General features: G+C 44.4%; 21 protein-coding genes. 8 read left to right on the forward strand and 13 right to left on the reverse strand.

Annotated elements, in window-relative coordinates:
* Positions 1-220: 220 nt before the first annotated feature.
* From pstA to pstS, 3 genes are all read right to left on the reverse strand, one after another.
* A complete protein-coding gene (gene pstA / locus ACTXGJ_RS05355; RefSeq protein WP_439244329.1) occupies positions 221-1,135 on the reverse strand; it encodes a phosphate ABC transporter permease PstA in 915 nt (304 codons plus the stop codon).
* A gap of 69 nt (positions 1,136-1,204) precedes the next feature.
* Positions 1,205-2,155, reverse strand: a complete 951-nt coding sequence (gene pstC / locus ACTXGJ_RS05360; protein ID WP_439244327.1) for a phosphate ABC transporter permease subunit PstC — start codon at positions 2,153-2,155, stop codon at positions 1,205-1,207.
* A 44-nt stretch (positions 2,156-2,199) separates the two neighbouring features.
* The gene (pstS, locus tag ACTXGJ_RS05365; RefSeq protein WP_443565302.1) at positions 2,200-3,351 is read right to left on the reverse strand and encodes a phosphate ABC transporter substrate-binding protein PstS; all 1,152 of its coding nucleotides are present in this window, start codon (positions 3,349-3,351) and stop codon (positions 2,200-2,202) included.
* Between the two features lie 421 nt (positions 3,352-3,772).
* Between pstS and phoB the strand changes: the two genes are divergently transcribed.
* Positions 3,773-4,471, forward strand: a complete 699-nt coding sequence (phoB, locus tag ACTXGJ_RS05370) for a phosphate regulon transcriptional regulator PhoB (RefSeq protein WP_439244323.1) — start codon at positions 3,773-3,775, stop codon at positions 4,469-4,471.
* Between the two features lie 21 nt (positions 4,472-4,492).
* On the forward strand, positions 4,493-5,605 hold the full coding sequence (gene phoR / locus ACTXGJ_RS05375; protein ID WP_439244321.1) for a phosphate regulon sensor histidine kinase PhoR: 1,113 nt from the start codon (positions 4,493-4,495) through the stop codon (positions 5,603-5,605).
* Between the two features lie 96 nt (positions 5,606-5,701).
* On the opposite strand, the gene maiA is transcribed toward phoR, so the two are convergent.
* Positions 5,702-6,343 carry a maleylacetoacetate isomerase gene (gene maiA, locus ACTXGJ_RS05380; protein WP_439244376.1) on the reverse strand — a complete coding sequence of 214 codons (642 nt, stop codon included), beginning with the start codon at positions 6,341-6,343 and terminating at the stop codon, positions 5,702-5,704.
* A 110-nt stretch (positions 6,344-6,453) separates the two neighbouring features.
* Here maiA and ACTXGJ_RS05385 point away from each other — a divergent pair, with 110 nt between their 5' ends.
* Positions 6,454-7,329: an IclR family transcriptional regulator gene (locus ACTXGJ_RS05385; RefSeq protein WP_439244319.1), complete on the forward strand. Its 876-nt coding sequence runs from the start codon at positions 6,454-6,456 to the stop codon at positions 7,327-7,329.
* A gap of 74 nt (positions 7,330-7,403) precedes the next feature.
* On the opposite strand, the gene ACTXGJ_RS05390 is transcribed toward ACTXGJ_RS05385, so the two are convergent.
* From ACTXGJ_RS05390 to ACTXGJ_RS05405, 4 genes are all read right to left on the reverse strand, one after another.
* A complete protein-coding gene (locus tag ACTXGJ_RS05390) occupies positions 7,404-7,979 on the reverse strand; it encodes a VOC family protein (RefSeq protein WP_439244316.1) in 576 nt (191 codons plus the stop codon).
* A gap of 155 nt (positions 7,980-8,134) precedes the next feature.
* Positions 8,135-9,424, reverse strand: a complete 1,290-nt coding sequence (fahA, locus tag ACTXGJ_RS05395; RefSeq protein WP_439244314.1) for a fumarylacetoacetase — start codon at positions 9,422-9,424, stop codon at positions 8,135-8,137.
* Between the two features lie 247 nt (positions 9,425-9,671).
* A complete protein-coding gene (locus ACTXGJ_RS05400; protein ID WP_439244312.1) occupies positions 9,672-10,868 on the reverse strand; it encodes an amino acid aminotransferase in 1,197 nt (398 codons plus the stop codon).
* 186 nt (positions 10,869-11,054) lie between these two features.
* Positions 11,055-11,987: a LysR family transcriptional regulator gene (locus ACTXGJ_RS05405; RefSeq protein WP_439244310.1), complete on the reverse strand. Its 933-nt coding sequence runs from the start codon at positions 11,985-11,987 to the stop codon at positions 11,055-11,057.
* Between the two features lie 163 nt (positions 11,988-12,150).
* On the opposite strand from ACTXGJ_RS05405, the gene hppD reads away from it, so the two are divergent.
* From hppD to ACTXGJ_RS05425, 4 genes are all read left to right on the forward strand, one after another.
* Positions 12,151-13,251 carry a 4-hydroxyphenylpyruvate dioxygenase gene (hppD, locus tag ACTXGJ_RS05410; RefSeq protein WP_439244308.1) on the forward strand — a complete coding sequence of 367 codons (1,101 nt, stop codon included), beginning with the start codon at positions 12,151-12,153 and terminating at the stop codon, positions 13,249-13,251.
* Positions 13,252-13,380: 129 nt separating this feature from the next.
* Complete coding sequence (gene phhA / locus ACTXGJ_RS05415; RefSeq protein ID WP_439244306.1) at positions 13,381-14,283, forward strand: phenylalanine 4-monooxygenase; 903 nt, start codon at positions 13,381-13,383, stop codon at positions 14,281-14,283.
* Between the two features lie 125 nt (positions 14,284-14,408).
* Positions 14,409-14,750, forward strand: a complete 342-nt coding sequence (locus ACTXGJ_RS05420) for a 4a-hydroxytetrahydrobiopterin dehydratase (RefSeq protein WP_439244304.1) — start codon at positions 14,409-14,411, stop codon at positions 14,748-14,750.
* A gap of 168 nt (positions 14,751-14,918) precedes the next feature.
* Positions 14,919-16,343 (forward strand): Na+/H+ antiporter NhaC family protein, encoded by a 1,425-nt coding sequence (locus tag ACTXGJ_RS05425; RefSeq protein ID WP_439244302.1) that lies wholly within the window; start codon positions 14,919-14,921, stop codon positions 16,341-16,343.
* A 385-nt stretch (positions 16,344-16,728) separates the two neighbouring features.
* Here ACTXGJ_RS05425 and ACTXGJ_RS05430 read toward each other — a convergent pair whose 3' ends face one another.
* Together ACTXGJ_RS05430 and ACTXGJ_RS05435 are read right to left on the reverse strand one after the other, a co-directional pair.
* A complete protein-coding gene (locus tag ACTXGJ_RS05430; RefSeq protein ID WP_439244300.1) occupies positions 16,729-17,268 on the reverse strand; it encodes a peroxiredoxin-like family protein in 540 nt (179 codons plus the stop codon).
* 146 nt (positions 17,269-17,414) lie between these two features.
* Entirely contained in the window at positions 17,415-18,107 is a 693-nt protein-coding gene (locus ACTXGJ_RS05435) for a haloacid dehalogenase type II (protein ID WP_439244297.1), read from the reverse strand.
* A gap of 209 nt (positions 18,108-18,316) precedes the next feature.
* Between ACTXGJ_RS05435 and ACTXGJ_RS05440 the strand changes: the two genes are divergently transcribed.
* Positions 18,317-18,925 (forward strand): TetR/AcrR family transcriptional regulator, encoded by a 609-nt coding sequence (locus tag ACTXGJ_RS05440; RefSeq protein ID WP_439244295.1) that lies wholly within the window; start codon positions 18,317-18,319, stop codon positions 18,923-18,925.
* Positions 18,926-18,967: 42 nt separating this feature from the next.
* Here the strand turns inward: ACTXGJ_RS05440 and ACTXGJ_RS05445 are convergent, their stop codons facing one another.
* From ACTXGJ_RS05445 to ACTXGJ_RS05455, 3 genes are all read right to left on the reverse strand, one after another.
* The gene (locus tag ACTXGJ_RS05445) at positions 18,968-20,062 is read right to left on the reverse strand and encodes an RNA-guided endonuclease InsQ/TnpB family protein (protein WP_439244293.1); all 1,095 of its coding nucleotides are present in this window, start codon (positions 20,060-20,062) and stop codon (positions 18,968-18,970) included.
* Positions 20,063-20,280: 218 nt separating this feature from the next.
* Positions 20,281-20,835 carry a carboxymuconolactone decarboxylase family protein gene (locus tag ACTXGJ_RS05450; protein ID WP_443565303.1) on the reverse strand — a complete coding sequence of 185 codons (555 nt, stop codon included), beginning with the start codon at positions 20,833-20,835 and terminating at the stop codon, positions 20,281-20,283.
* A 283-nt stretch (positions 20,836-21,118) separates the two neighbouring features.
* The gene (locus ACTXGJ_RS05455; protein ID WP_439244289.1) at positions 21,119-21,619 is read right to left on the reverse strand and encodes a lactoylglutathione lyase family protein; all 501 of its coding nucleotides are present in this window, start codon (positions 21,617-21,619) and stop codon (positions 21,119-21,121) included.
* Positions 21,620-21,629: the final 10 nt, after the last annotated feature.

Here is a 21,629-nt window from a genome sequence, read left to right on the forward strand (position 1 = left end):
TAAGATGGGCGATGTCTGGTTGAATATCCTGATTATTATCAAACATAGCGTCATCTAGTAAACAACGTTTGCGGCTTGTATGTGTTAACGGTTTAGTTGCTCTTCTTTCTAATACATCAGTCATAATAGTATCCTCTTCTTTTAAAACTTTATTAATTTGAAAGCTTATTAAATGCAGGTATGGTTTCTACTCTTAGCCTTGTAGCTGGTTAGCCTTAAGCTATCTGCTATGGTCTTGCCCGCCGATAAAGCGCGCGGCAATATTTAATAGCAAGACCGTCGCAGTAATGAGCAGCGCCGCCGCCCAAGCTAATGCATGCCAATTGTCATAAGGGCTCATGGCAAATTGATAAATCGTATTGGGTAAATTGGCCATTGGCCCACTCATATCGGTACTGAAGTATTGGTTGTTCAGCGCGGTAAATAGCAAGGGCGCGGTCTCACCAGTAATACGCGCGAAAGCGAGCAGCACACCGGTGGTCAGACCTGCTTTGGCGGCTTTAAGCGTCACGGTACTGACCAGCTTCCATTTTGGTGTGCCCAGTGCATAAGCCGCTTCGCGCAAAGTATTGGGCACTAGGTTTAGCATGTTTTCCGTCGTACGCACGACAATAGGAATGACAATTAGCGCTAGTGCCAACGCACCGGCCCAACCTGAAAAGCTCTGTCCTTTAACCATCAGCGCATAAACAAACAGACCAATCACGATAGATGGCGCGGACAATAAAATATCATTTAAGAATCGAGTAACCTTACCGAGCATACTGCCATTTGAAAACTCTGCTAAATAAATGCCAGCCATCATGCCCACTGGTGCGCCAATCGCTAATCCTGACACCGCCAATAGCGCTGAGCCAATAATGGCGTTGCGTAGACCACCTTCGGCCATTGGAGGCGGGGTATCTGCGCTAAAGACAGGCATCTCTATTAACCCTTGCAAGCCTTCCACAAACAGCGTAAATAAAATCCAAACTAGCCAAAATAGGCCAAATATAAGCGCTGATAAGGCAAAACCAAGCCCCAATCTATTGATAAAACGGCGCTTGTTATAAAGACGCTTGTTATAGCGATCTTCAAAGCGTACAGAAGGCTGGCTTGGCTGCGTAGTTTGCGTGGTGACTGGTGCGAAAGTCATGAAGTGTTTGTCCTTCTTAGGTCAAATAATTGCTGCTGTATCTTTGTTATATTGAAATTATTAGCGGTATCAATTGCCTGCTTTTTGGTCAATACGCATCAGCATGAGCTTAGATATTGATAAAACGATAAAGGTAATCACAAACAGTATTAATCCTAAATGCAGTAGTGACGCTAAGTGCAACTCACTGGACGCTTCAGCAAACTCATTGGCTAGCGCTGAAGTAATGGTCACTCCAGAGGTGAATAGACTGGGGCTGATATTAAAAGCATTACCAATCAAGAAAGTAACAGCCATCGTCTCGCCAAGCGCCCGACCAAGTCCCAAAATCACGCCACCAACCACACCTGTTTTGGTATAAGGCAAGATAATTTTGAACATTACCTCCCAAGTGGTGGCACCCATGCCGTACGCCGATTCTTTTAGCAGGTCTGGCACCACAGAAAAAACATCGCGCATAGTAGCGGCGATAAAGGGAATAATCATAATTGCCAGTATTAACGAGGCGGTAAATAGTCCCAGTCCCATCGGCGCTCCGGTAAAAACCTGACCAATAATAGGTAGGGGGCCAATATTTTCAATAAACCAAGGCTGAACGTGATCACCAAAAAACGGCGCAAAAACAAACAACCCCCACATACCGTAGATGATGGAAGGGATACCTGCCAGCAGCTCGATGGCAATACCCAATGGCTTTTTCAAAAAATTGGGGCAAAGTTCCGTTAAAAAGATGGCAATCCCAAAGCTGACTGGCACGGCAATACAGAGAGCGATGAGCGAAGTGACTACCGTTCCGTAAATGGGGGCAAGCGCACCGTATTGATCGTTAACCGTATCCCAATTGTTGCTGGTATAAAATCCCAAGCCAAACTCAGTGATACTTGGCCACGCACCGATTATCAATGACAGCAGGATGCCGCCAAGCGACAACAGCACCAAAATTGCAAATGCTTTGGTGGCGTTGACAAATACTGCGTCAAAGCGTTTTTGTTTTGTCAGTTGCGATTTTAGATCTGCCATAAAAGCCTCAATAATCTAATAAGCTTGCTTGATGAGGGGTAGTATTAATTGCTTTGAGTTGCGGTATAAACAGGCTTACCTTCGCCGTCTACCACCTCGTTCCATTTCGCTTTAAATAAAGCCACGGCCGTATCTGAAAAAGGTACGTAATCAATGCTCATTGCATCATCATCGCCCTGAGCATAAGCCCAATCGAAAAAGTTAAGAACACCTGCCACTTGTTTGGCATCTTGCGGCTGTTTGTGAACTAAGATAAAGGTAGCAGCAGCGATAGGCCATGCTTGTTCGGTCTCAGAGTTGGTGATGACTTTATAAAAGCCTTCTTGCTTTGACCAATCGATGTCGCCAGCGGCGGCGAATGTCTGCGCAGAAGGCTGTACAACGTTGCCAGCGGCATTTTTTAGGGCAACGTGTGACATGCCATTTTGCTTCGCATAGGCGTATTCAACGTAGCCGATGGAGTTATTCATACGCGTTACATAGCTTGAGACGCCCTCGTTGCCTTTACCGCCTGCACCAGTGGCTGAGGTAGGCCATTTCACCGTTTTATCAACGCCAACGCTATCCTTCCAGTCGTTTGAAACTTTGGCTAGATAATCTGTAAAGTTAAATGTCGTACCCGAACCGTCTGAACGGAACACTGTCGTAATAGCTGCGTCAGGAAGGCTTAAATCGGGATTCATGGCTGCAATGGCAGGGTCATTCCAGTTGTTGATTTTGCCAAGATAGATGTCAGCGAGCATTTTTCCATCGAGTTTTAACTCACCTGGCTCAATGCCATCGATATTGACGACAGGAACCACGCCGCCGATAACGGTCGGAAATTGAATCAGACCCGCTTCGTTTAACTCGCTTGGCGTCATCGGCGCATCGGATGCGCCAAAATCAACGGTTTTTGCGATGATTTGTTTGATACCACCTGATGAACCAATCGATTGATAGTTCACTTGACCGCCTGTTGCTTTATGATAGGCATCTGACCATTTAGCATAGATAGGCTGCGGAAAAGAAGCACCCGCACCGGTGATATTCATCGACACGTTTTCAGCTGATTTAGTATTAGAATTGTCGGTAGCAGTGGTGGTTGATTGCGCCGAAGGAGTTGGCTCATTGCTTTCATTGTTATCGGGAGTTTGGTTACAAGCAGCTAAGGTCAAGGTACTTGCGACTGCTAAAGCTATGAATGAATAACGCATTATTTCTCCTAAAAGGTAATCAGATTTAAGTATTGGGCGTTTACAAATAATAAGATTGATTTCGGTTTTTTATAAATGGTGCTTTATTTATACTGCTTTACTAAAAATATTTTGCTACAAAGACGCTTGGTGGTCGATGAACCCATTGTGCCGAGCAAATATGACAGTTTGATGAAATAAGATATTTTTTTGGAAAAGTCATTTAATTAAAATAGAGGTGTGATAAAGGGCAGAGCTACGGCTAATAGCGGCTGATATCTAGAGTAAAAGTCGTTATGATGTGAGATGAGTTTTTTGTCAGCAACGGTTTGAGGGTAAATGTCATCAAACTGTCATAATTAGGCGGTTTAATGGCCAGATAGTTATTGTTTTAATTATTTCTACGTTTTTTAACTTTGTCTTTCAATAATGAGGCGATGGCATGCGCAATGAGCAGATTTTGATTGTCGAAGATGAACCTGCAATTCGTGAGATGGTGGTGATGACGCTAGAGATGGCGGGCTTTGAGAGTTTAGAAGCGACTGATGTTGCAGAGGCGCATCAACAAGTTGTGGATCACAGACCGGCGCTTATTTTGCTAGATTGGATGTTACCGGGTGATAAGAGCGGTATTGATTTTTGCCGCATGCTCAAAAGCAATGAGCTGTTGGCTGAGATACCCGTGATTATGCTGACCGCCAAAAGTGAAGAGGATAGTAAGGTGCATGGACTTGATGCGGGCGCTGATGACTATATGACCAAACCTTTCTCTACGCGTGAATTAATCTCAAGAATCAAAGCCGTGTTACGTCGTAGTCGTGCGCTTAGTGGCGATAAGCCAATTGAAATCGGCAAGCTGAGTCTCGATCCTAAAAGCCAACGGGTGAGTGCAAACGATACACTTATCGAGCTTGGTCCAACAGAGTATCGACTGCTGGCATTTTTTATGAGTCATCCGGAGCGTGCTTATACGCGCACCCAACTGCTCGATCAGGTGTGGGGCGGCAATGTCTATATCGAGGATCGCACGATTGATGTGCACATTCGGCGTTTACGCAAATTACTCCAGCCTCATGATTGTAGTACCTTGATTCAAACGGTTCGCGGTACCGGTTATCGTTTTTCTAGTTTGGCTCAATAAAGATAAGGAGTATGTATCATAATGCTTAGAGAAAACGCATCACAGGATAACGCACCAAAGAATAACGAACAGCAAGAAAACCAAAATCAGCTCGCCCTGCAAAATTCCACCGATCAGCTTAAAAAAATCAGAAGTGCCTTACGTGCCCTGCGAGATGCGGTCATCTTGTTAAATGACGATGATGGTTTGGAGTGGTGGAATCAGGTCGCCGAAGATTTATTATTATTACAGTCAGCGGATCATGGCAAAAGTATCTTTGATTTTATCGATGTTCCTGAGTTTCGCCAGTATTATCAGAGTACAGAGACATCTGATGATGGGGTGAATATAGCATCGTGGCGTGACCCTAACCGTTATCTCAAATGTGAACTCACGCCTTTTGGCGATGAGAAGTTGCTGATTATTTATGATGTGACCCGCTTACAACACCTAGAGCAAATGCGCCGCGACTTTGTGGCCAATGTTTCTCATGAGCTACGAACGCCGTTAACCGTGCTGATGGGATATTTGGAGAATTTTTCTGATCAGCCTGATATACCAGCGCAGTGGCGACGCGGTTTTGAGCTGATGACGCAGCAGACTGCGCGCATGAATAGAGTGGTCAACGATTTGTTGTTATTGTCTCGGATTGAGATCGAAGAGACCCATGAGCTGCATTATATCGATATGACTAAGCTGCTCACTCAGGTTTATGATGATGCGCAGGCGTATAATCAGGAGTATGACCATACGCTGCACTTGCAGATAGACACCTACGATGGCCTCTATGGTTCAGAGATGTATTTAAACAGTGCTTTGTCTAATTTAGTTATCAATGCCATTAAATATACACCAAAACAAGGTGATATCGTCATCAGTTGGTGCAAGACGTCAGGAGGTTGCCGGTTTGCGGTTGCTGATAATGGGATTGGTATTGCCCCAAACCATGTGGCCCGTTTGACCGAGCGCTTTTATCGAGTCGATAGCGGTCGTAGTCGAGCCACAGGTGGGACTGGATTGGGACTAGCGATTGTAAAGCATGTGCTTTATCAATATGATACTACTTTGCAAATTGAGTCGGTAGAAGGGCAGGGCTCAACCTTTAGTGCTATCTTCCCAGCGGCGCATGTACGGGTGGCTGCTAGTAACGAATAATAATACAGCCGATACAAGCGCCAATATGTTTTTGTCACGCCGTCTATATTTTGTCTATGACTATATAGTCTCTATATTGTCACGCAGCCTATATGGTTACTGAGGGGCATCAGGCTGCATCATAGGATCAGCGTTACCAAAGGCTTTTAGCGTACGACAATGCGTGTCAACAGCAACAATATTAGGATAAGCATTTAGATCGACTTTGAAACGACGAGCCGAAGAAACCTGCGGAATCAGGTAACAGTCTGCCAAAGTAGGACTATCGCCATGGCAGAAATCCCCACGCGCCTCATCCGCGGCTAAGCGCTTCTCTAGTGCGGCAAAACCATCGCTCATCCAGCGATTACACCACGCCATAACGTCCTCTTCTTCCACTGATAGCTCATTACGTAGATATTGCAGTATGCGCCGATTATTGATCGGGTGCATATCACAGCCGATCATAGCACTGATAGCGCGTACCTGCATGCGCCCAGCGGCGTCTTTAGGCAGCAACGCAGGCGTAGGATAGACTTCTTCTAACCACTCCAAGATAGCAGGGCTTTGATACAAGAGTAAATCGTCGGTTTGCAGCACAGGCACTAACCCTTGTGGATTCAGCGCTTTAAAATCAGCCTCCAACTGCTTATCCTTCGCTAGATTGACCGACACATTATCATAATCTAAGCCTTTTAAGTTTAGCGCTATACGCGTGCGATACGCGGTACTACTACGAAAATAGCCATAAAGTGTCATCATTATAAAATCCTTTTATTATGTTATGTTGTATATAAGGCAGGTGATATGGTTATAATCACCTCTACCACCGCTACTTTCAAACTTTTAAAAATGCAATCGAGCCAAACATGCCAGCAGCTAAAAACCCTGTAGATAAGCCTATGAGCGCAAATAAAACCCAAAACGGCGTCCAATCACTAGAAGTGGGGCTATCGATATTAGATGTGCTTATCGATTATAACGAGCCTATGATGCTAAAGGACATCGCGCAAGCGATACAGATGCATCCTGCTAAGTGCCATCGTTATTTGGTCAGCCTGATCCGCACAGACTACGCGCGTAAGCTCGATGATGGCCGCTATGGTCTTGGCGATAGAGTCAGTTCATTGGCAGCTCTAAGCGCAATGGGACATACAGGGCTTAATTCTAACAATATCTTAGAGCGGCTCACTTATATTGCCAATGATATTCAAAAAATGACAAATTGCGCGGTACAAATCGCTAAATGGTTCAATGAAGGCCCTATTATCATTCAGTCTGTCGAACCTGATAGTCCCATCAGTATCATCACGCGTATTGGCTCACGTATGCCGCTGACAACATCGGCTACAGGTCAGCTGTTTGCCAGCTATCAGCCTGACGCTATCATCAAATCGCTGGTCATCGCCGAATGGCAAACGAGTGATGCCGCGCTAATAGCAAAAAAATGGCAGCATTTTACGCAATTACAAGCTCAAATTCGCCAGCAAGGGTATGCAACAGTAACAGGTGATATGCTGATGGGTATCAATGCTATTACCATTCCTGTACTCTTACCAGCGCCTGATCGTACGAATAATATGGACAGTACCGATAAATCTACCAATAGTCGCTCGTTTACTGAACATCCCCCGTTAGAGTATGCGATTACCGTTATTGGCACTACAGAGCAGCTACCGATGAGCGCCAAGCATAACGTGGTTGAGCAGATCATGGCCATCGCACAGCGCTATCAAATTGCGTAGCGACTGCTTTATCTTATGAACAATGAATCTTTATAAACAGCTACTGACTTATCTAAGTGAGTATCAGTGCAGCCTTATTCACCGGCAGGCGCGACCTCTCTTGCTTCTGCCAATTCCTCAGCGTGTAAGAACTGTGTATGGGCGGGAGCACGCTTGGTACGTGACCACTCATCAAGCATGTCTTGTTTAATATCTTCGGTAATCATAGACACTTTGTCTTCTGAGGTCGGGTCATCATAAGTCAGCTCTAGACGATGACCATTGGGATCGAAGAAATAAATAGAATGGAAAATGCCGTGGTTGGTCACCCCTATAACATCAACTCCGCCATCTTCTAATTGCTTCTTGGCCGCTATCAAAGTATCGCGGTCTTTCACTTTCAGCGCCAAATGTTGAACCCAGTTCGGGGTATTAGGATCAAAGCCCATCTCAGGCTGATTAGGCACTTCAAAAAATGCTAGTACGTTGCCATTACCTGCATCTAAAAATACATGCATGTAAGGGTCAAAGGCTTTTGTTGAGGGCACATGATCTTCGGCAAAGGCTAAAATAAAATTCATGTTTAAGTGCTTTTGGTACCATTCGACGGTTTCTTTAGCATCTTTGCAGCGATAGGCCACGTGATGGATCTTTTCAATTTGAAAACTCATATCAAACTCCTTTTGATAAGGTGATGCAATGTATACCTATCAATGAGCTATCAATAGTTATGAATATAAATCAATGGCTATTGATAGCTTAATTGTATTGTTTGCACACCTTTTTATAGGTAAGCGTTGCTTGTATAAAGCTCGACAGATAAGCATTATTTATCAAAATTAAAATTCAGCGCAGGCAACACTTTGCCGCGTACTTCACCAAAGCCCACGCGAATGCCGTCTTTTTCGCTATAGCCTTTCATAATGACGGTGTCACCATCTTCGATAAAGCTACGTGTCTCACCGCCTTTTAGGCTGACAGGTTTGGTCGCATTCCATGCAATCTCAAGCATTGAGCCATAAGAGTCAGGCGTAGGCCCCGAAATCGTCCCTGAACCCATCATATCGCCGACTTCTACTTTACAGCCTGTGATGGTGTGATGAGTCAACTGCTGCGCCATCGACCAGTACATGTATTTAAAGTTGGTCTCACAAACAACCGTTGTCTCATCGCTATTTTCAGGCATTAGCTCTACTGATAGATTGATGTCATAGCTGTTATTGGTCTCTTTTTCGTTGAGATACGCTAGCGGCTTTGGCTCTTGGGTAGGGCATGGCGTCTTAAAAGGAGCTAGAGCATCCATGGTCACAATCCAAGGTGACACCTCAGAGGCAAAAGTTTTGGCGTTGAATGGTCCAAGCGGTACGTATTCCCATTTTTGAATATCACGGGCTGACCAATCATTTAGCAGCACCATGCCAAAGATATGCTCGATAGCATCATCGACCGCAATCGGCTGACCGATATTATTGCCACGACCGACCACAAAAGCGGTCTCAAGCTCAAAATCCAAGCGCTTACAAGGTGAGAAGATAGGGCGCTCATCAGCGTTAGGCTTTAGCTGACCTGATGGACGTACGACATCGTCACCACTGACAATGACAGTGCTGGCGCGGCCGTTATAACCGACCGGCATTTCTGTCCAGTTCGGTAGTAGGGCGTTGCTTGGGTCACGGAACATAGTACCGACGTTGGTAGCATGCTCTTTAGAAGAATAAAAATCGGTAAAGCCCGGCACTTGTACCGGCAGATGCATAGTGACGTCTGCTTGCTTAAACAAAGCCTTGTCTATTAAGTCTTGGTTGTCACTCAAATCTTTGTTATCAGTAGACAGTAGCGTTTGGATGGTCTTGCGTGCTGTCGTCCAATTATCACGACCAGAGTCGATAAAGGCATTGAGCGTTGGCTGGTCAAAATACGGACCACCCTCTAAGCTGAGTAAGCCCTCTGACTCAAGGATGGACAAGTCTAGTACCTGCTCGCCAATCGCTACGCCTGCGCGGCGTTGCTCATTAGCTGTTTCACTAAAAATACCATAAGGTAAATTATGGATTGAAAAATCAGAATCTTTAGCGACATCGATAAAAGAGGTGAGGTTTTTGTCAATCGTTGACATAAAGTGCTCCTTGCTAGATATGAATTGAATATATTTTAAATTACGATATAGGTAATTACTTACGTATAATGTAATTTATCAAATTGCAGATTGCAAGCCTTTTTATAAATGCTATACATAAAACAGCTTCAAAAGCAGCTATAAAAAGAGGGCACAAAAAAAGGCTGAGACTGGCTCAACCTTTTTAATTTATCTATATTTTGCTAAAGCTTATGGTTATTGGCTTAGTTGTTGTTTAGTACTTTGCTTAGTCCTTTAACACGTCCGCCATAGCATTGGCGACGTAATCGATATTACTAGTGTTAAGACCAGCGACACACATACGCGAGTTAGCTATCATATAAATACTATACTCGCTCTTTAGGCGCTCGACTTGTTCAGGGGTCAGACCAGTAAAGCTGAACATACCGTTTTGACGGGTGATGTAGTCAAAGTTGCGCTGCGGAATTTTGGCTTCTAACACTGATTTGAGCTTGAGGCGCATGGCTTTGATACGGTCACGCATCGCATAGACTTCACCGATCCATTGCTCGTGCAGCGCTGCATCGTTCATAACGATATCGACCACATGACCACCATGTGACGGTGGGCTTGAGTAGATACGGCGTACCATAGAGTTTAGCTGACCGAAGACACGCTCAGCTTCATCTGCTGTTGGGCAAACTACGGATAGGCCACCGACACGCTCGCCATATAGCGATAAGTTTTTGGAGAATGAGTTACTGACAAATAACGGCAAACCCATATCCACAGCTTTACGAATAGCATAAGCATCGCTGTCCATATCTTCGCCAAAGCCTTGATAAGCGATATCCATAAATGGAATCAGCTCACGTGCTTGAACGACATTTAAGACCGTATCCCATTGCTCACGGGTCAAATCTAGCCCCGTTGGGTTGTGGCAGCACGGATGAAGCAAGATCACATCGTCTTTATTTAACGTTTCAAAAAATGCAATCATCTCATCGAATCTGATGCCACCAGTTGCGGTATCGTAGTACGGATATTTACCGACTTCTACATCAGAGCCTTCAAAGATAGCAATATGGTTGCCCCACGTCGGGTCACTCACGTAGCATTTAGATTGCGGGAACCACTGATTGATAAACTCGGCCCCAACTTTTAGCGCGCCTGAGCCGCCGATAGTGGCAATAGTGGCAACCAAGCCATCTTTCAGAACTTGGGCATCTTTACCGAACAGCAGATCTTGACAGCCTTTGCGATGCCCCGGCAAGCCTGCCATAGGTAAGTACGGACGCGCAGAAATCGAGTCAGCGATACGCTTTTCTGCCGTTTTTACGCAATCAAGCACTGGCATGACGCCATTTTCATCATAATAGATGCCAATACCTAAATTAACTTTATTAGGATTTTCATCTGCCAAAAACTTTTCTACCAACCCTAAGATTGGGTCGCCAGCATAATAATCGATACGTTCAAACATGTTGCTTCCTTGTGTTCTTTATACAGCAAAATATAAATCGAGCCGGCAAAAATCATAGAGCAAATTGACCATGAACTCAATATGAGATTTCATTACCTTAAAAAATTAACGAGACGCTTGGCTAAAACTATCTTTGTTTATTCTGTTTTTAGTACGGCTGAGCATGGTATATCATTAAATCAATCACTACGAACTGTGCTGCAAGTCGTCAAAGTGATCAGAAAAATAGCGCTGCAAAAACTCCTTAAAAGCGATAGTTGCAGGCGATAAGGCACGTGACGAGCGCTGATAAATAAAGAATTGTCGCATCTTGCTCGGCTTTGCCAATGGCCGCATTTGTAAACCATTAGCGCTGACCCAATTAATGACCTCAGGCATGTAGGGCAGACATAAGGTAATGCCAAAGCCTTGACGGGTCATCTCAAGTGCGGTGGACATAAAGTTGACTTTATAGCGTGCCTGCTGCACATGGCTTGCTACATCGTCAGCGAGCTCAGCGGTAACTTGCTCCAAAAAAGGCCCTTGTAGGGTAATAAGCGGACTAAGTAATAGATCCTGCCAAGTGATGTCCGCTTTTTTTGCTAAGGGATGATCGTCTGGCATGACCACACAAAATGGTAGCTGATATAACAAATCGGCTTTGATGTCGTCCTCATTGTCTATAAATTTAAGCTCAGTACCTACTCCTAAGTCCACTTCAATACCTTGAATATGTTTGAGTAGGTTTTCAGCTGAGCAATCCAATAGCGACACGCTAATGTCAGGATAGTGTTTGGAAAATTGCGCTATCACCGCTGGCATAGAGGAGGCGGCAAACTGCGACACTGCTAGGCGTACATTGCCTTGCGCCAAGCTTGTCAAGCTGCTGGCCTCGTTCTCAAACAGTTGCATCTCATTCAAGATACGTCGCGCTTGTGGCAGCAAGTGATGGCCCACGACTGACAGAGACAGCTGGCGCGTGGTGCGATCGAATAATACCACACCGAGACTCAATTCTAATTCTTTGATCAAGCCACTGACCGCAGATTGAGTCAAATACATCTGGTCGCTGGCACGGGTAAAGCTGCCGTTATCAGCGACTTTGATAAAGGCGTTTAGTTGGCGAATGCTAATATTCATAAGTAAACCTGATAAATAAATCATAAAAAACAATTAGTCTTATAAATAAAGCTACTCTACTATAAATACATCGTCAATAAGCAGTACTGATGAAACTATCTTTTTATATTATTTTTGCTAATTTTAGCTTTATAACCACCGATTGAAATTAAGGATGATTGCAATGGCAGATTTATTTGACAACCCAATGGGCTTAAACGGATTTGATTTTGTTGAATTCGCCTCACCGCAGCCTGATGCCGTTGAAGCCTTGTTCAAACAGCTAGGCTTTACGCATATTGCCAACCACCGCTCAAAAGACGTGGCCCTTTATCGCCAAGGTGATATCAATCTCATCTTAAACCGCGAGCCAAAGAGTCAAGCCAGCTATTTCGTTGAAGAGCATGGCGCTGGTGCTTGCAGCATGGGCTTTCGCGTAAAAGATGCCAAACAAGCTTATGAGCGTGCAATCGAAATGGGCGCACAGCCAGTTGACGTCCCAACTGGCGTCATGGAGCTTAGATTGCCTGCTATCAAAGGCATCGGCGGTTCATTGATTTATCTTATCGACCGCTATAAAGATGGCGAGTCTATCTATGATGTCGATTTTGAGTTCTTTGCTGATGTCGATAGAAATCCTATCGGTCATGGTTTTAAAGTTATCGACCATTTAACCCATAACGTTTACCGTGGCCGTATGGCTTATTGGGCAAACTTTTATGAGCGTATCTTTAACTTCCGCGAAATCCGTTATTTCGATATCAAAGGCGAATACACAGGTCTGACCAGTAAAGCAATGACCGCACCGGACGGCAAAATCCGTATTCCACTAAATGAAGAGTCAAAGCAGGGCGGCGGTCAAATCGAAGAGTATTTGATGCATTTCAATGGTGAGGGCATACAGCACATTGCTTTAGCCTGTGATGATCTGCTTGCCAGTATCGATAAGCTAAAAGACGCTGGTATCCCGCTTATGACTGCCCCTAATGATACCTATTATAAGATGCTAGATGAGCGTTTACCGGGTCATGGTGAAAATGTTTCTGAGCTACAAACGCGGGGTATCTTATTGGATGGTACGACGGAGAGTGGCTCGCCGCGTCTACTGTTACAGATTTTCTCTGAAACTATCTTAGGCAGTCCTGTGTTCTTCGAGTTTATCCAGCGTAAGGGCGACTACGAAGAAGGTTTTGGCGAAGGGAACTTTAAAGCCTTGTTTGAATCCATTGAGCGCGATCAAGTTCGCCGTGGTGCGGTTGGTCAGTCAGAAACTGAAACACCATAATAAAGGCGCTAAACGGGCAGGGCAAAAGGAGTCTGTTCTGTCCTTATTAAGCTGTTATCTAACTGATTAAAGTTCAATGACAGTGATTAAAAAAATATTTTTTGTGATAAGTATAAAAGGAGCATGGGCATGGAACGCCGATTATCTAGTACGATGCAGCAAACCGGTAGCGCCAATAGTGCGCCTACTGCTAGAGCGTCTACTCGCCATGATTCTACTCATAATGTCTCTACTCACAAACAGCAAGCGGATACAAAGCAGCCTTACGTATGGCGTCATCCAGATGAGCATGGGCATATTCATTATAGTGCTGATGAAAATATGATGTGGCACACGCTACTTGAACGGCAAGCCGCACAAATTCCCAATCGTGCTTGTTCAGCTTATCTAGATGGTTTAGAAAAGCTGCAACTATCTACTACTCATATCCCTCAACTCTCTGCTATCGATGAAGTGCTACAAGCTACTACTGGCTGGCAGACCGCAGCAGTACCAGCGCTGATTAATTTTGGCAAGTTTTTTAAACTCTTGGCCAATAAGTCCTTTCCCGTAGCTACTTTTATCCGCCGCTTCGAGGACATGGATTATATCGAAGAGCCTGACATATTCCACGAAATTGTCGGACATTGCCCATTGCTGACCCATCCTGCGTTTGCCGCCTTTAATGAGACTTATGGCAAGCTAGGGCTTGATGCCAGTAAGGAGGAGCGCTGGTTTTTGGCGCGTCTTTATTGGTTCACTATAGAGTTTGGTCTGATGGGTGCCACCAAAGAGAGCCGCAGAATCTATGGGGGCGGCATTTTAAGCTCACCGTCTGAGACTATCTACGCATTGAGCGATGAACCCGAATGCCGAGCGTTTGATTTGATCGATGTGCTGCGTACCCCTTACCGTATTGACCAAATCCAGCCTATTTATTATGTCATTGATGATTTGGATACGTTATTTGATATCGTAAATAGCGATATTATGGGCGCGGTAAAAAAAGCCATGAGTATGGGTCTGTTTGCACCCGCTTATGCTGAGCAGTAGCTAGCTGATTATTCAGCTATAGGCTTTAATCCTAAAGATCAATAGCTATTAAATAAAGTAGGCTTAAAAACAATTAACCCTCAAAAAAATTATCAATAGAGAAAAATTAAAAAAAGGAGACTATTATGTCCGCATTATCCCAAGCCAGCTGTGAAGTCTGCCGTGTCGGCGCGCCAAAAGTTAGCGAGTCAGAAGCTCAAGAGCTGCTACAGCAAATTCCTGAGTGGTCATTGATTGATGTCGATGGTATTCAGCAATTAGAGCGTCAATATAAACTTAAAAACTTTGCACAGGCGATGGCGTTTGCCAATCAATTGGCTGAGGTTGCTGAAACTGAAGGCCATCACCCAGGTATGCTTGTTGAATGGGGCAAGGTGACGGTCACGTGGTGGTCGCATAGTATCAAGGGTTTGCACAAGAACGATTTTGTGATGGCGGCAAAGACTGATGCTTTGCTGGATGAGTAAGGCGCTAGTTTTGTTTTAGTAGTGATTTTTTTGGAAACGCTTTTTTTTGAAAATATTTACTGTTCTTTAATCCTTGTTATTTACTATTAGACTTTTAGCCGTTTGTTTTTAATCATTTAAGCCTCTATTTTAGAGCTTTAACAAAAACAGGCAACATAAGGATGTGTTATGCCGCCACAAGTACTTACCCAGCTATCCCCTAAATTAGCCTTTATCATTGCCAGCGCCGTCATCGCGATTATGGGTGTCACCATGATCGGCTTTGGCTGGGTGCCGCACCTGTCATTAATGCTTGCTATCGCGGTTTTGCTCGCCCTAGGTATGTTTAAAGGGTTAAGCTTTGAGAAAATGCAAGAGCAAATGTCATCGGGCGTCGTCAGTGGTATCGGCGCGATCTATTTATTATTTTTTATTGGTTTACTAGTCGCCGCGCTGATGATGTCAGGGGCCATTCCCACCATTATGTATTATGGTTTTGAGCTCATCTCGCCGCAGTATTATTATATCTCCGCTTTCGTCTTAACCTCGATTATTGGCATTGCCTTGGGCAGTAGTTTGACTACCGCTGCTACTATCGGTGTGGCATTTATTGGCATGAGTAATGCCTTTGATGCCAATGTCGCTATCGCTGCGGGGGCTATCGTCTCAGGTGCGTTCTTTGCCGATAAGATGTCGCCGTTATCTGATACTTGCACACTAGCATCTTCTGTAGTGGGTATCGATTTATTCGAGCACATACGCAATATGATGTATACCACAGTGCCGGCGTGGCTTATTACCGCAGGATTGTTTTGGTTTTTCTCTGGGCAAGCCGGCAGTGGTAATTTAGACCAAGTGACGCTATTGCAGTCGCAGCTGGTCGATAGCGGCTTAGTCCATGGTTATTCTGTTATACCATTTATCGTATTAGTCGTTTTGGCGCTTTGCCGAGTGAACGCCATTTATACTATCATCTACACCATTGCTAGCGCTTTAATTATTACCTATTTACATAGTATGCCGAGCATTGGGCAATTAGGCGGCTATATGTTCGGTGGCTATGCGCCTGCCGAAAACTTGGAGCTTGGCGAAGTAGGCGGTATGATTTCACGTGGCGGTATGCAGAGTATGTTCTTTACTCAAACCATTGTGATATTGGCATTGAGTTTAGGCGGTTTGCTGCGCGCTTTGGGTATCTTGCCTGCGTTATTATTGGGTATTAGAGATATGCTGACCAGTTCAGGTCGCGCCATTTTTGCCGCCGCTATGGCAGCTCTTAGCATCAACGTGCTCATCGGTGAGCAGTACCTCAGTATCCTGTTATCAGGCACTGCCTTTCGTCCGACGTTTGAGCGCTTGAACTTACATCCCAAAAACCTATCGCGTACCATTGAGGATGCGGGTACGGTCATCAATCCATTGGTGCCGTGGAGTGTATGCGGGGTGTTTATCAGCCAAGCGCTCGAAGTACCAGTGCTTGATTATCTGCCCTATGCATTCTTCTGTTATTTATCGCTGCTGCTGACGATAATGTTTGGCTTTACTGGATTTACGATTACCCGTAAAGATGGCAGTAATGTACGTAAGTACCAGCAAGCACAAGCCGCTAGCTAAGCAGTGGTATAAAAAGACAGCGACATAGCAGAACAGCATTAATTATAAAGTGCAAAATAATCCCCGTAAGCTGATACTTATGGGGATTTTTAATAGATAGTAACAAGTGTTTAAGGCTAATAACTAGATACGTCACTCGCCACTTAGTATAAGTTATTGTAGGGAATCAAAATTAATCTGCGATAAGTAGAAGCATACCACTATATGAAATTGGCTATAGTCCACCTCTGTAGCACACAGGGTCGCCTACCGACAAAAGGCAAAGTCAAGCGTGTCACAGCAGCTGGAAATCGGCGCCGCAAAGATGGTGATGTGGTAATCCCAAATCAGCGGTGTTCTCGACTTAGGATTAGCAAACACGATTAGCCCTTATGGATAATGACATTCAACCGTGTGTACCGCGGATAGGGTAGTCATTTTCTCGAATAAAAGATAAACCTTCAGCAAGCGCTTCAAGCTCAGGTCTTGCAAACGGAGCGTTCGAGAGGTCAATGATTTGAATCTTGCCTTTAGCATTAATAACGAATACGCCAGGCTCGGCAAAGGGATGATCGGTCTCTTTTTCTGAGCGTGGATCTGAGATGTACAGCCCAAGCTCATTCATCTGCTCAACGGTCAAGCCATAAGCTATCGGGAAACTGATATCTACTAGCTCTTCTAAATGCTCCTGTAACTGCGGTTTACTATCGCCTGATATAGCAAGGATATCCACACCTGCATCAGCAAATGAGGATTTAATTTTTTCTAATTGATTGAGGTATTTGGTACAAATCGGGCAATGTTTACCGCGATAAACCACCACTAACTTCCAATCGTGACCATTCTTTGGTGTGCCTAATGAAGTCATCTCGCCATCAAGCATTTGTACTTGTATGTCAGGAAACTGACTACCGGCGCGAAGTTTTTTCGTGTTATCTGATTGCATGGTTTATCCTTATCCGTTTAAGTGTTTAATATCACCAGTCTCAATCGACTAGTTTGTTATATGTGCTTGTTCATTGTTCATTGTTCATTAATCATAATTGAGGTGAGTATAAGCCTTGGCTAATATGGGATCAGTATGAAACTCTCCTACTGTTGATAGTCGATAATCTGATCGCTCAGCGTGACTAGATCTGAAGCCATAAAGTCTGGCGTTGGTACACTCGCAGCAGGCAGAACCGCGTTATAAGGCCGAGTCAGAAACGCGCCGTGGCCGCCCGCTGCTTGCGCGCCGATTGTGTCCCAAAGATGACAAGCGACAAGGCACAGCTCTGACATCTCAACAGATAGCTCGCTTGCAACCATCTGATACGTTTCAGGTGCAGGTTTAAATTTCTCGATGCTCTCAACGCTAAAAGAGCGCTCAAAAAATGTACTCAAACCCGCCTTCTCAAGCGGCGTCGGGGAGGCGCTACTCGCTGAATTGGTCAACGTCACTAGCCTGAATCCGGCATCACATAGTTTAGTTAATGCAGGCACGGCATCAGCGTGAGCAGGCATCTCACTCATGCGCTGTTTTAGCTCGTCGATATCATCATCTGTTAGCGAGACTTTATGAATATCGGCGGTCATCTGTAAGGCACCAACGCCAAGCTCACCAAAGGGCGCATAAAGTCTCGATAAGGTCATGGTTTGTGAATAAAGCACCAATTGGGCAAACCATTCTCTTAACATATTGTCATCATCGAATAGGCGAGTAAATAACGGGGTCAGCGTCTCGATATCGAGTAGGGTTTCATTAACGTCGAACACGATAATCGAGGGCGATGGAATAGAGGACATAGAAACTCCGTTTTCAGTCATGGCAGATATGGTAATCAAAGACTATACTAATAATAGCGACAACTACCATAGACATATGAGGTCGATAGCTGATCTTACTTTAACTGGACTTGAGCAATCATTCAAGATAAAATTGAGTAATCATTCAAATTGTGCTGCCGTGCTTATCTCATCATTTGAGGTCACCGCTCTTTAGATTGGACTATATTATGTCGCGAACTACTTTATATAATCGCCATGAAGCGTTAGAACGTGCTATCGCGCTGTTTTGGCAAAAGGGCTTTCACGCTACTTCCTTAAAAGATATTGAACACGCTCTCGACATGCGCCCGGGCAGTATTTATGCCGCTTTTGGTAACAAAGATGGCCTGTTCCAAGAAGCACTGGATTACTATGCGCAATCTTCACTCACTGAGCTTGAACGTATACTAGCCAATCATCAGTCGCCGCTGTTGGGACTGGCCGCTTTTATGCGTCAGCTTGGCGGTATTCGTGATAAAGATCTGCCCAGTCGCGCGTGTATGCTCGTCAAAAGCTTGCTTGAGCTTGGGGCACGTGAACAAGTGGCGCTAGAGAAGGTGGAAAAACTACTCGCTAGCATGGAGGCGCGCTTCACAGAATGTTTTGTAGAAGCGCAGCGCATAGGGGAGTTCGATAGTGATCTTGACGCAAATCGACTTGGGCGCCGAGTACAGGCTGAGGTGATGGGCTTGCGTGCTTTTGCTCAGCGTGATGTAGATAGTATAGCGGTGCATGCCTTGGCAGAAGATATGGCGACCTCCATAGAAAACTTGCGACATGATGCGCTTGCTAATTAAACTGCTTTATTAGCCCTTAATTATTTTGACTTCCTCCCCTCCCTAAACGGAGGGGATTCCTTCTACAAGACGGTCAAGCCCGACCGCAAGAATGTTTTTGGCCGCGTTAATATCGCGGTCATGAGTGACACCGCACTCGCATATCCATTCTCTGATTCCAAGATCTGCTCTACCTTTCGGACTGTTTTGGCGTGAGCCGCAACACGAACAAGTCTGGGTGGTGTAACTTTCATTAACTTCGATATAGTGACAACCTGCATACTTGCATTTATAGTCCAGTTGTCGCTTCATCTCAAACCATCCTGCGTCATAGACAGACTTAGCTAGTTTGCTTGAAGTAAATGAGCTTGATTGAAGTTTACCGACCACTATCAAGGCGTTGTCCTCAATCAGACTGGTGGTAAACTTGTGAATTAAGTCTTGACGAGTGTTTTTTATCTTAGCGTGAATGGCTTTTACGCGCTTTTTATGGTTTGCTCTTTGGGCAATGGTAAGTTTTTTAGCCCATTTCTGGGTTTGCTTAATGGTTAGCTTGTCGCCTTGGCTGCTGGTAGCAGCATCCTTACACCCTAAATCAACACCAACCTTACCATCACCACCTTTAACCTTAGGAAAGTCCTTAACGGTGATACAGGCATACCAGTGGCCGCGATTGTCTTGCACTAGCTCCAGAGTATTGATGCGGTACAGAGCTAGGTTATAGCTGTCCCATAGGTCTATTGTGAGCTTTTTACCCTTAGCGAGGCTTAGTTGGATAGTGGACTTAAGGCTTTTCTTGCCTGATTGACGGGTTGCTAAGTGCTTAATGGCGGTCTTTTTAAAAGGAATCCAGCCCAATGATCTACGTTTGGCCTTTGGGTGATTGGTGCGCCAGTTGAGTTTGGCTTTTTTAAATTGCTTACGGGATTTAGCGTGAACCTCACTAATAGCTTGTAAGGTCTGACTGTGCAGATTTAGGTATTCACCTGCGCCTTTGGTGTAAGTGGCCAAGTCATAGGCTGAAAAGAATTTGCCTGTGCGCTTAAGATGTTTAAAACTAAGCTCATTGACGTAATTCCAGACAAAGTTGACCGCACCAGCTAAGATATTGAGCTGCTTGGCGTGTTTGTCTTTGATGCGTAGTTTGAGCGTTTTCATGGAATAATTATGATCTCAATGGGTTTGGGTATCAAGGTGCTTTTAATCTTAGGTGACAACGGTTGACGCCTGATATCCACGCTCTAGAAGGATGTGGTTTTACGGCGCTGGTGATAAATTAATAAAAAAAAGAGCGACTTGATATTTCAAGTTGCTCTTTTTTAGTTGGGTTCTGATAGTTAAATCAGAGTTATCGATTTCTCAGATTAGTTACAATATTAGTCCGCTTTGTGCCACTCAAATTTTTCAAACGGTTTATCTACTGGGGTATTGGCAAGATGATTGGTGTAATTACTCATTACTTTTTGCGCTGCCCCTAATACCACCTCTAATACTTGGCGCTTAGTAAAACCTGCGTCCAAAAATGCTTGTACTGCCTCATCATCGACATTACCACGATTGCGGACGACAGAGAGCGTGAAGTCGCGTAATGCTTCTAACTTAGACGTCGGTAGTGGCGTCTCATTACGTAATGCTTCGGTTATCGCATCATCCACTTTCATGCTTTTTGCAATACCAGTATGGGCAGGCACACAGTAATGACATTCATGCTCGACGTTAATAGCCTGCCAAACAACGGTGGTTTCTTCATCGTCAAAGCTGCTGTCTAAGAACAGTTGATGAAGGCGCTGATACCCTTCAAGCAAACCAGGCGCTTCAGCCATAACGGCGTGTAAGTTTGGAATCATACCAAAGGCGCTAAGCGAGTTATCTAGTAAAGCATGGCTGTCTTTTGGGGCAGTCTCTATATTGTGTAATGTAAAATCGGTCATATAAAATCCTTAGCAAAATATTTTAGTGAAATTAAGATGGGTTTGATGGATAGCTAGAAACTAAGTCAGATAATGCAAGTAACGTCTGGTTATCTGACTCAATGCGCTCACTGATAGCACTATAAATTATTTTGAGCAATCACTCAAATATAAATTGAATGATTGCTCAAATATTTGTAACCCTTGTTAACATTACCGCTTTTTAGCCGAGTTGCGATACGCCAAAAGCGACCTTTACGTATTATAAAGACCGCTTTGAAAAACCTATTGCTATAGTTATAACTTAGTAGGCGCCCTTGCTATAAATAAGCTCATAGCTGTGGCTATATATCTCAACAATGTTGCCGAACGGGTCTTCCATATAAATCATACGGTAAGGCTTCTCGCCAGGATAGTAGTAACGCGGTTTTTCCATACGCTGCTTACCACCAGCGGCAACAATACGTTCAGCAAGTCCCTCTACATTTGGATCTTGAACACAGAAATGAAAGATACCTGTCTTCCAGTATTCAAAGTTATTTTCAGGATCTTCTTGATTTTTGAACTCAAATATTTCAACACCGATGCGATCACCCGTCGATAAATGGGCAATACGAAAGCTACCCCAGCCAGCACCAAACACTTCGGTACACATCTCACCAATTGCACTGTCATCTTCAACGATTTCAGTCGGCTCCATAATGGTATACCAGCCCATAACTTCAGTATAAAACTTCACCGCTGCTGCTAAGTCTGGGACGGATAGGCCGATGTGTGAAAAACTTCTAGGATAAATATTACTCATTACTGTTGCT

This window comes from Psychrobacter sp. 1Y11, from assembly GCF_052259045.1.
Taxonomy (GTDB): domain Bacteria; phylum Pseudomonadota; class Gammaproteobacteria; order Pseudomonadales; family Moraxellaceae; genus Psychrobacter.

Bases quoted from the DNA above. Each gene is read 5' to 3' on its own strand.
- pstA (WP_439244329.1), bottom strand. From the start codon at position 1,135: ATGACTTTCGCACCAGTCACCACGCAAACTACGCAGCCAAGCCAGCCT.
- pstC (WP_439244327.1), bottom strand. From the start codon at position 2,155: ATGGCAGATCTAAAATCGCAACTGACAAAACAAAAACGCTTTGACGCA.
- pstS (WP_443565302.1), bottom strand. From the start codon at position 3,351: ATGCGTTATTCATTCATAGCTTTAGCAGTCGCAAGTACCTTGACCTTA.
- phoB (WP_439244323.1), top strand. From the start codon at position 3,773: ATGCGCAATGAGCAGATTTTGATTGTCGAAGATGAACCTGCAATTCGT.
- phoR (WP_439244321.1), top strand. From the start codon at position 4,493: ATGCTTAGAGAAAACGCATCACAGGATAACGCACCAAAGAATAACGAA.
- maiA (WP_439244376.1), bottom strand. From the start codon at position 6,343: ATGACACTTTATGGCTATTTTCGTAGTAGTACCGCGTATCGCACGCGT.
- ACTXGJ_RS05385 (WP_439244319.1), top strand. From the start codon at position 6,454: ATGCCAGCAGCTAAAAACCCTGTAGATAAGCCTATGAGCGCAAATAAA.
- ACTXGJ_RS05390 (WP_439244316.1), bottom strand. From the start codon at position 7,979: ATGAGTTTTCAAATTGAAAAGATCCATCACGTGGCCTATCGCTGCAAA.
- fahA (WP_439244314.1), bottom strand. From the start codon at position 9,424: ATGTCAACGATTGACAAAAACCTCACCTCTTTTATCGATGTCGCTAAA.
- ACTXGJ_RS05400 (WP_439244312.1), bottom strand. From the start codon at position 10,868: ATGTTTGAACGTATCGATTATTATGCTGGCGACCCAATCTTAGGGTTG.
- ACTXGJ_RS05405 (WP_439244310.1), bottom strand. From the start codon at position 11,987: ATGAATATTAGCATTCGCCAACTAAACGCCTTTATCAAAGTCGCTGAT.
- hppD (WP_439244308.1), top strand. From the start codon at position 12,151: ATGGCAGATTTATTTGACAACCCAATGGGCTTAAACGGATTTGATTTT.
- phhA (WP_439244306.1), top strand. From the start codon at position 13,381: ATGGAACGCCGATTATCTAGTACGATGCAGCAAACCGGTAGCGCCAAT.
- ACTXGJ_RS05420 (WP_439244304.1), top strand. From the start codon at position 14,409: ATGTCCGCATTATCCCAAGCCAGCTGTGAAGTCTGCCGTGTCGGCGCG.
- ACTXGJ_RS05425 (WP_439244302.1), top strand. From the start codon at position 14,919: ATGCCGCCACAAGTACTTACCCAGCTATCCCCTAAATTAGCCTTTATC.
- ACTXGJ_RS05430 (WP_439244300.1), bottom strand. From the start codon at position 17,268: ATGCAATCAGATAACACGAAAAAACTTCGCGCCGGTAGTCAGTTTCCT.
- ACTXGJ_RS05435 (WP_439244297.1), bottom strand. From the start codon at position 18,107: ATGTCCTCTATTCCATCGCCCTCGATTATCGTGTTCGACGTTAATGAA.
- ACTXGJ_RS05440 (WP_439244295.1), top strand. From the start codon at position 18,317: ATGTCGCGAACTACTTTATATAATCGCCATGAAGCGTTAGAACGTGCT.
- ACTXGJ_RS05445 (WP_439244293.1), bottom strand. From the start codon at position 20,062: ATGAAAACGCTCAAACTACGCATCAAAGACAAACACGCCAAGCAGCTC.
- ACTXGJ_RS05450 (WP_443565303.1), bottom strand. From the start codon at position 20,835: ATGACCGATTTTACATTACACAATATAGAGACTGCCCCAAAAGACAGC.
- ACTXGJ_RS05455 (WP_439244289.1), bottom strand. From the start codon at position 21,619: ATGAGTAATATTTATCCTAGAAGTTTTTCACACATCGGCCTATCCGTC.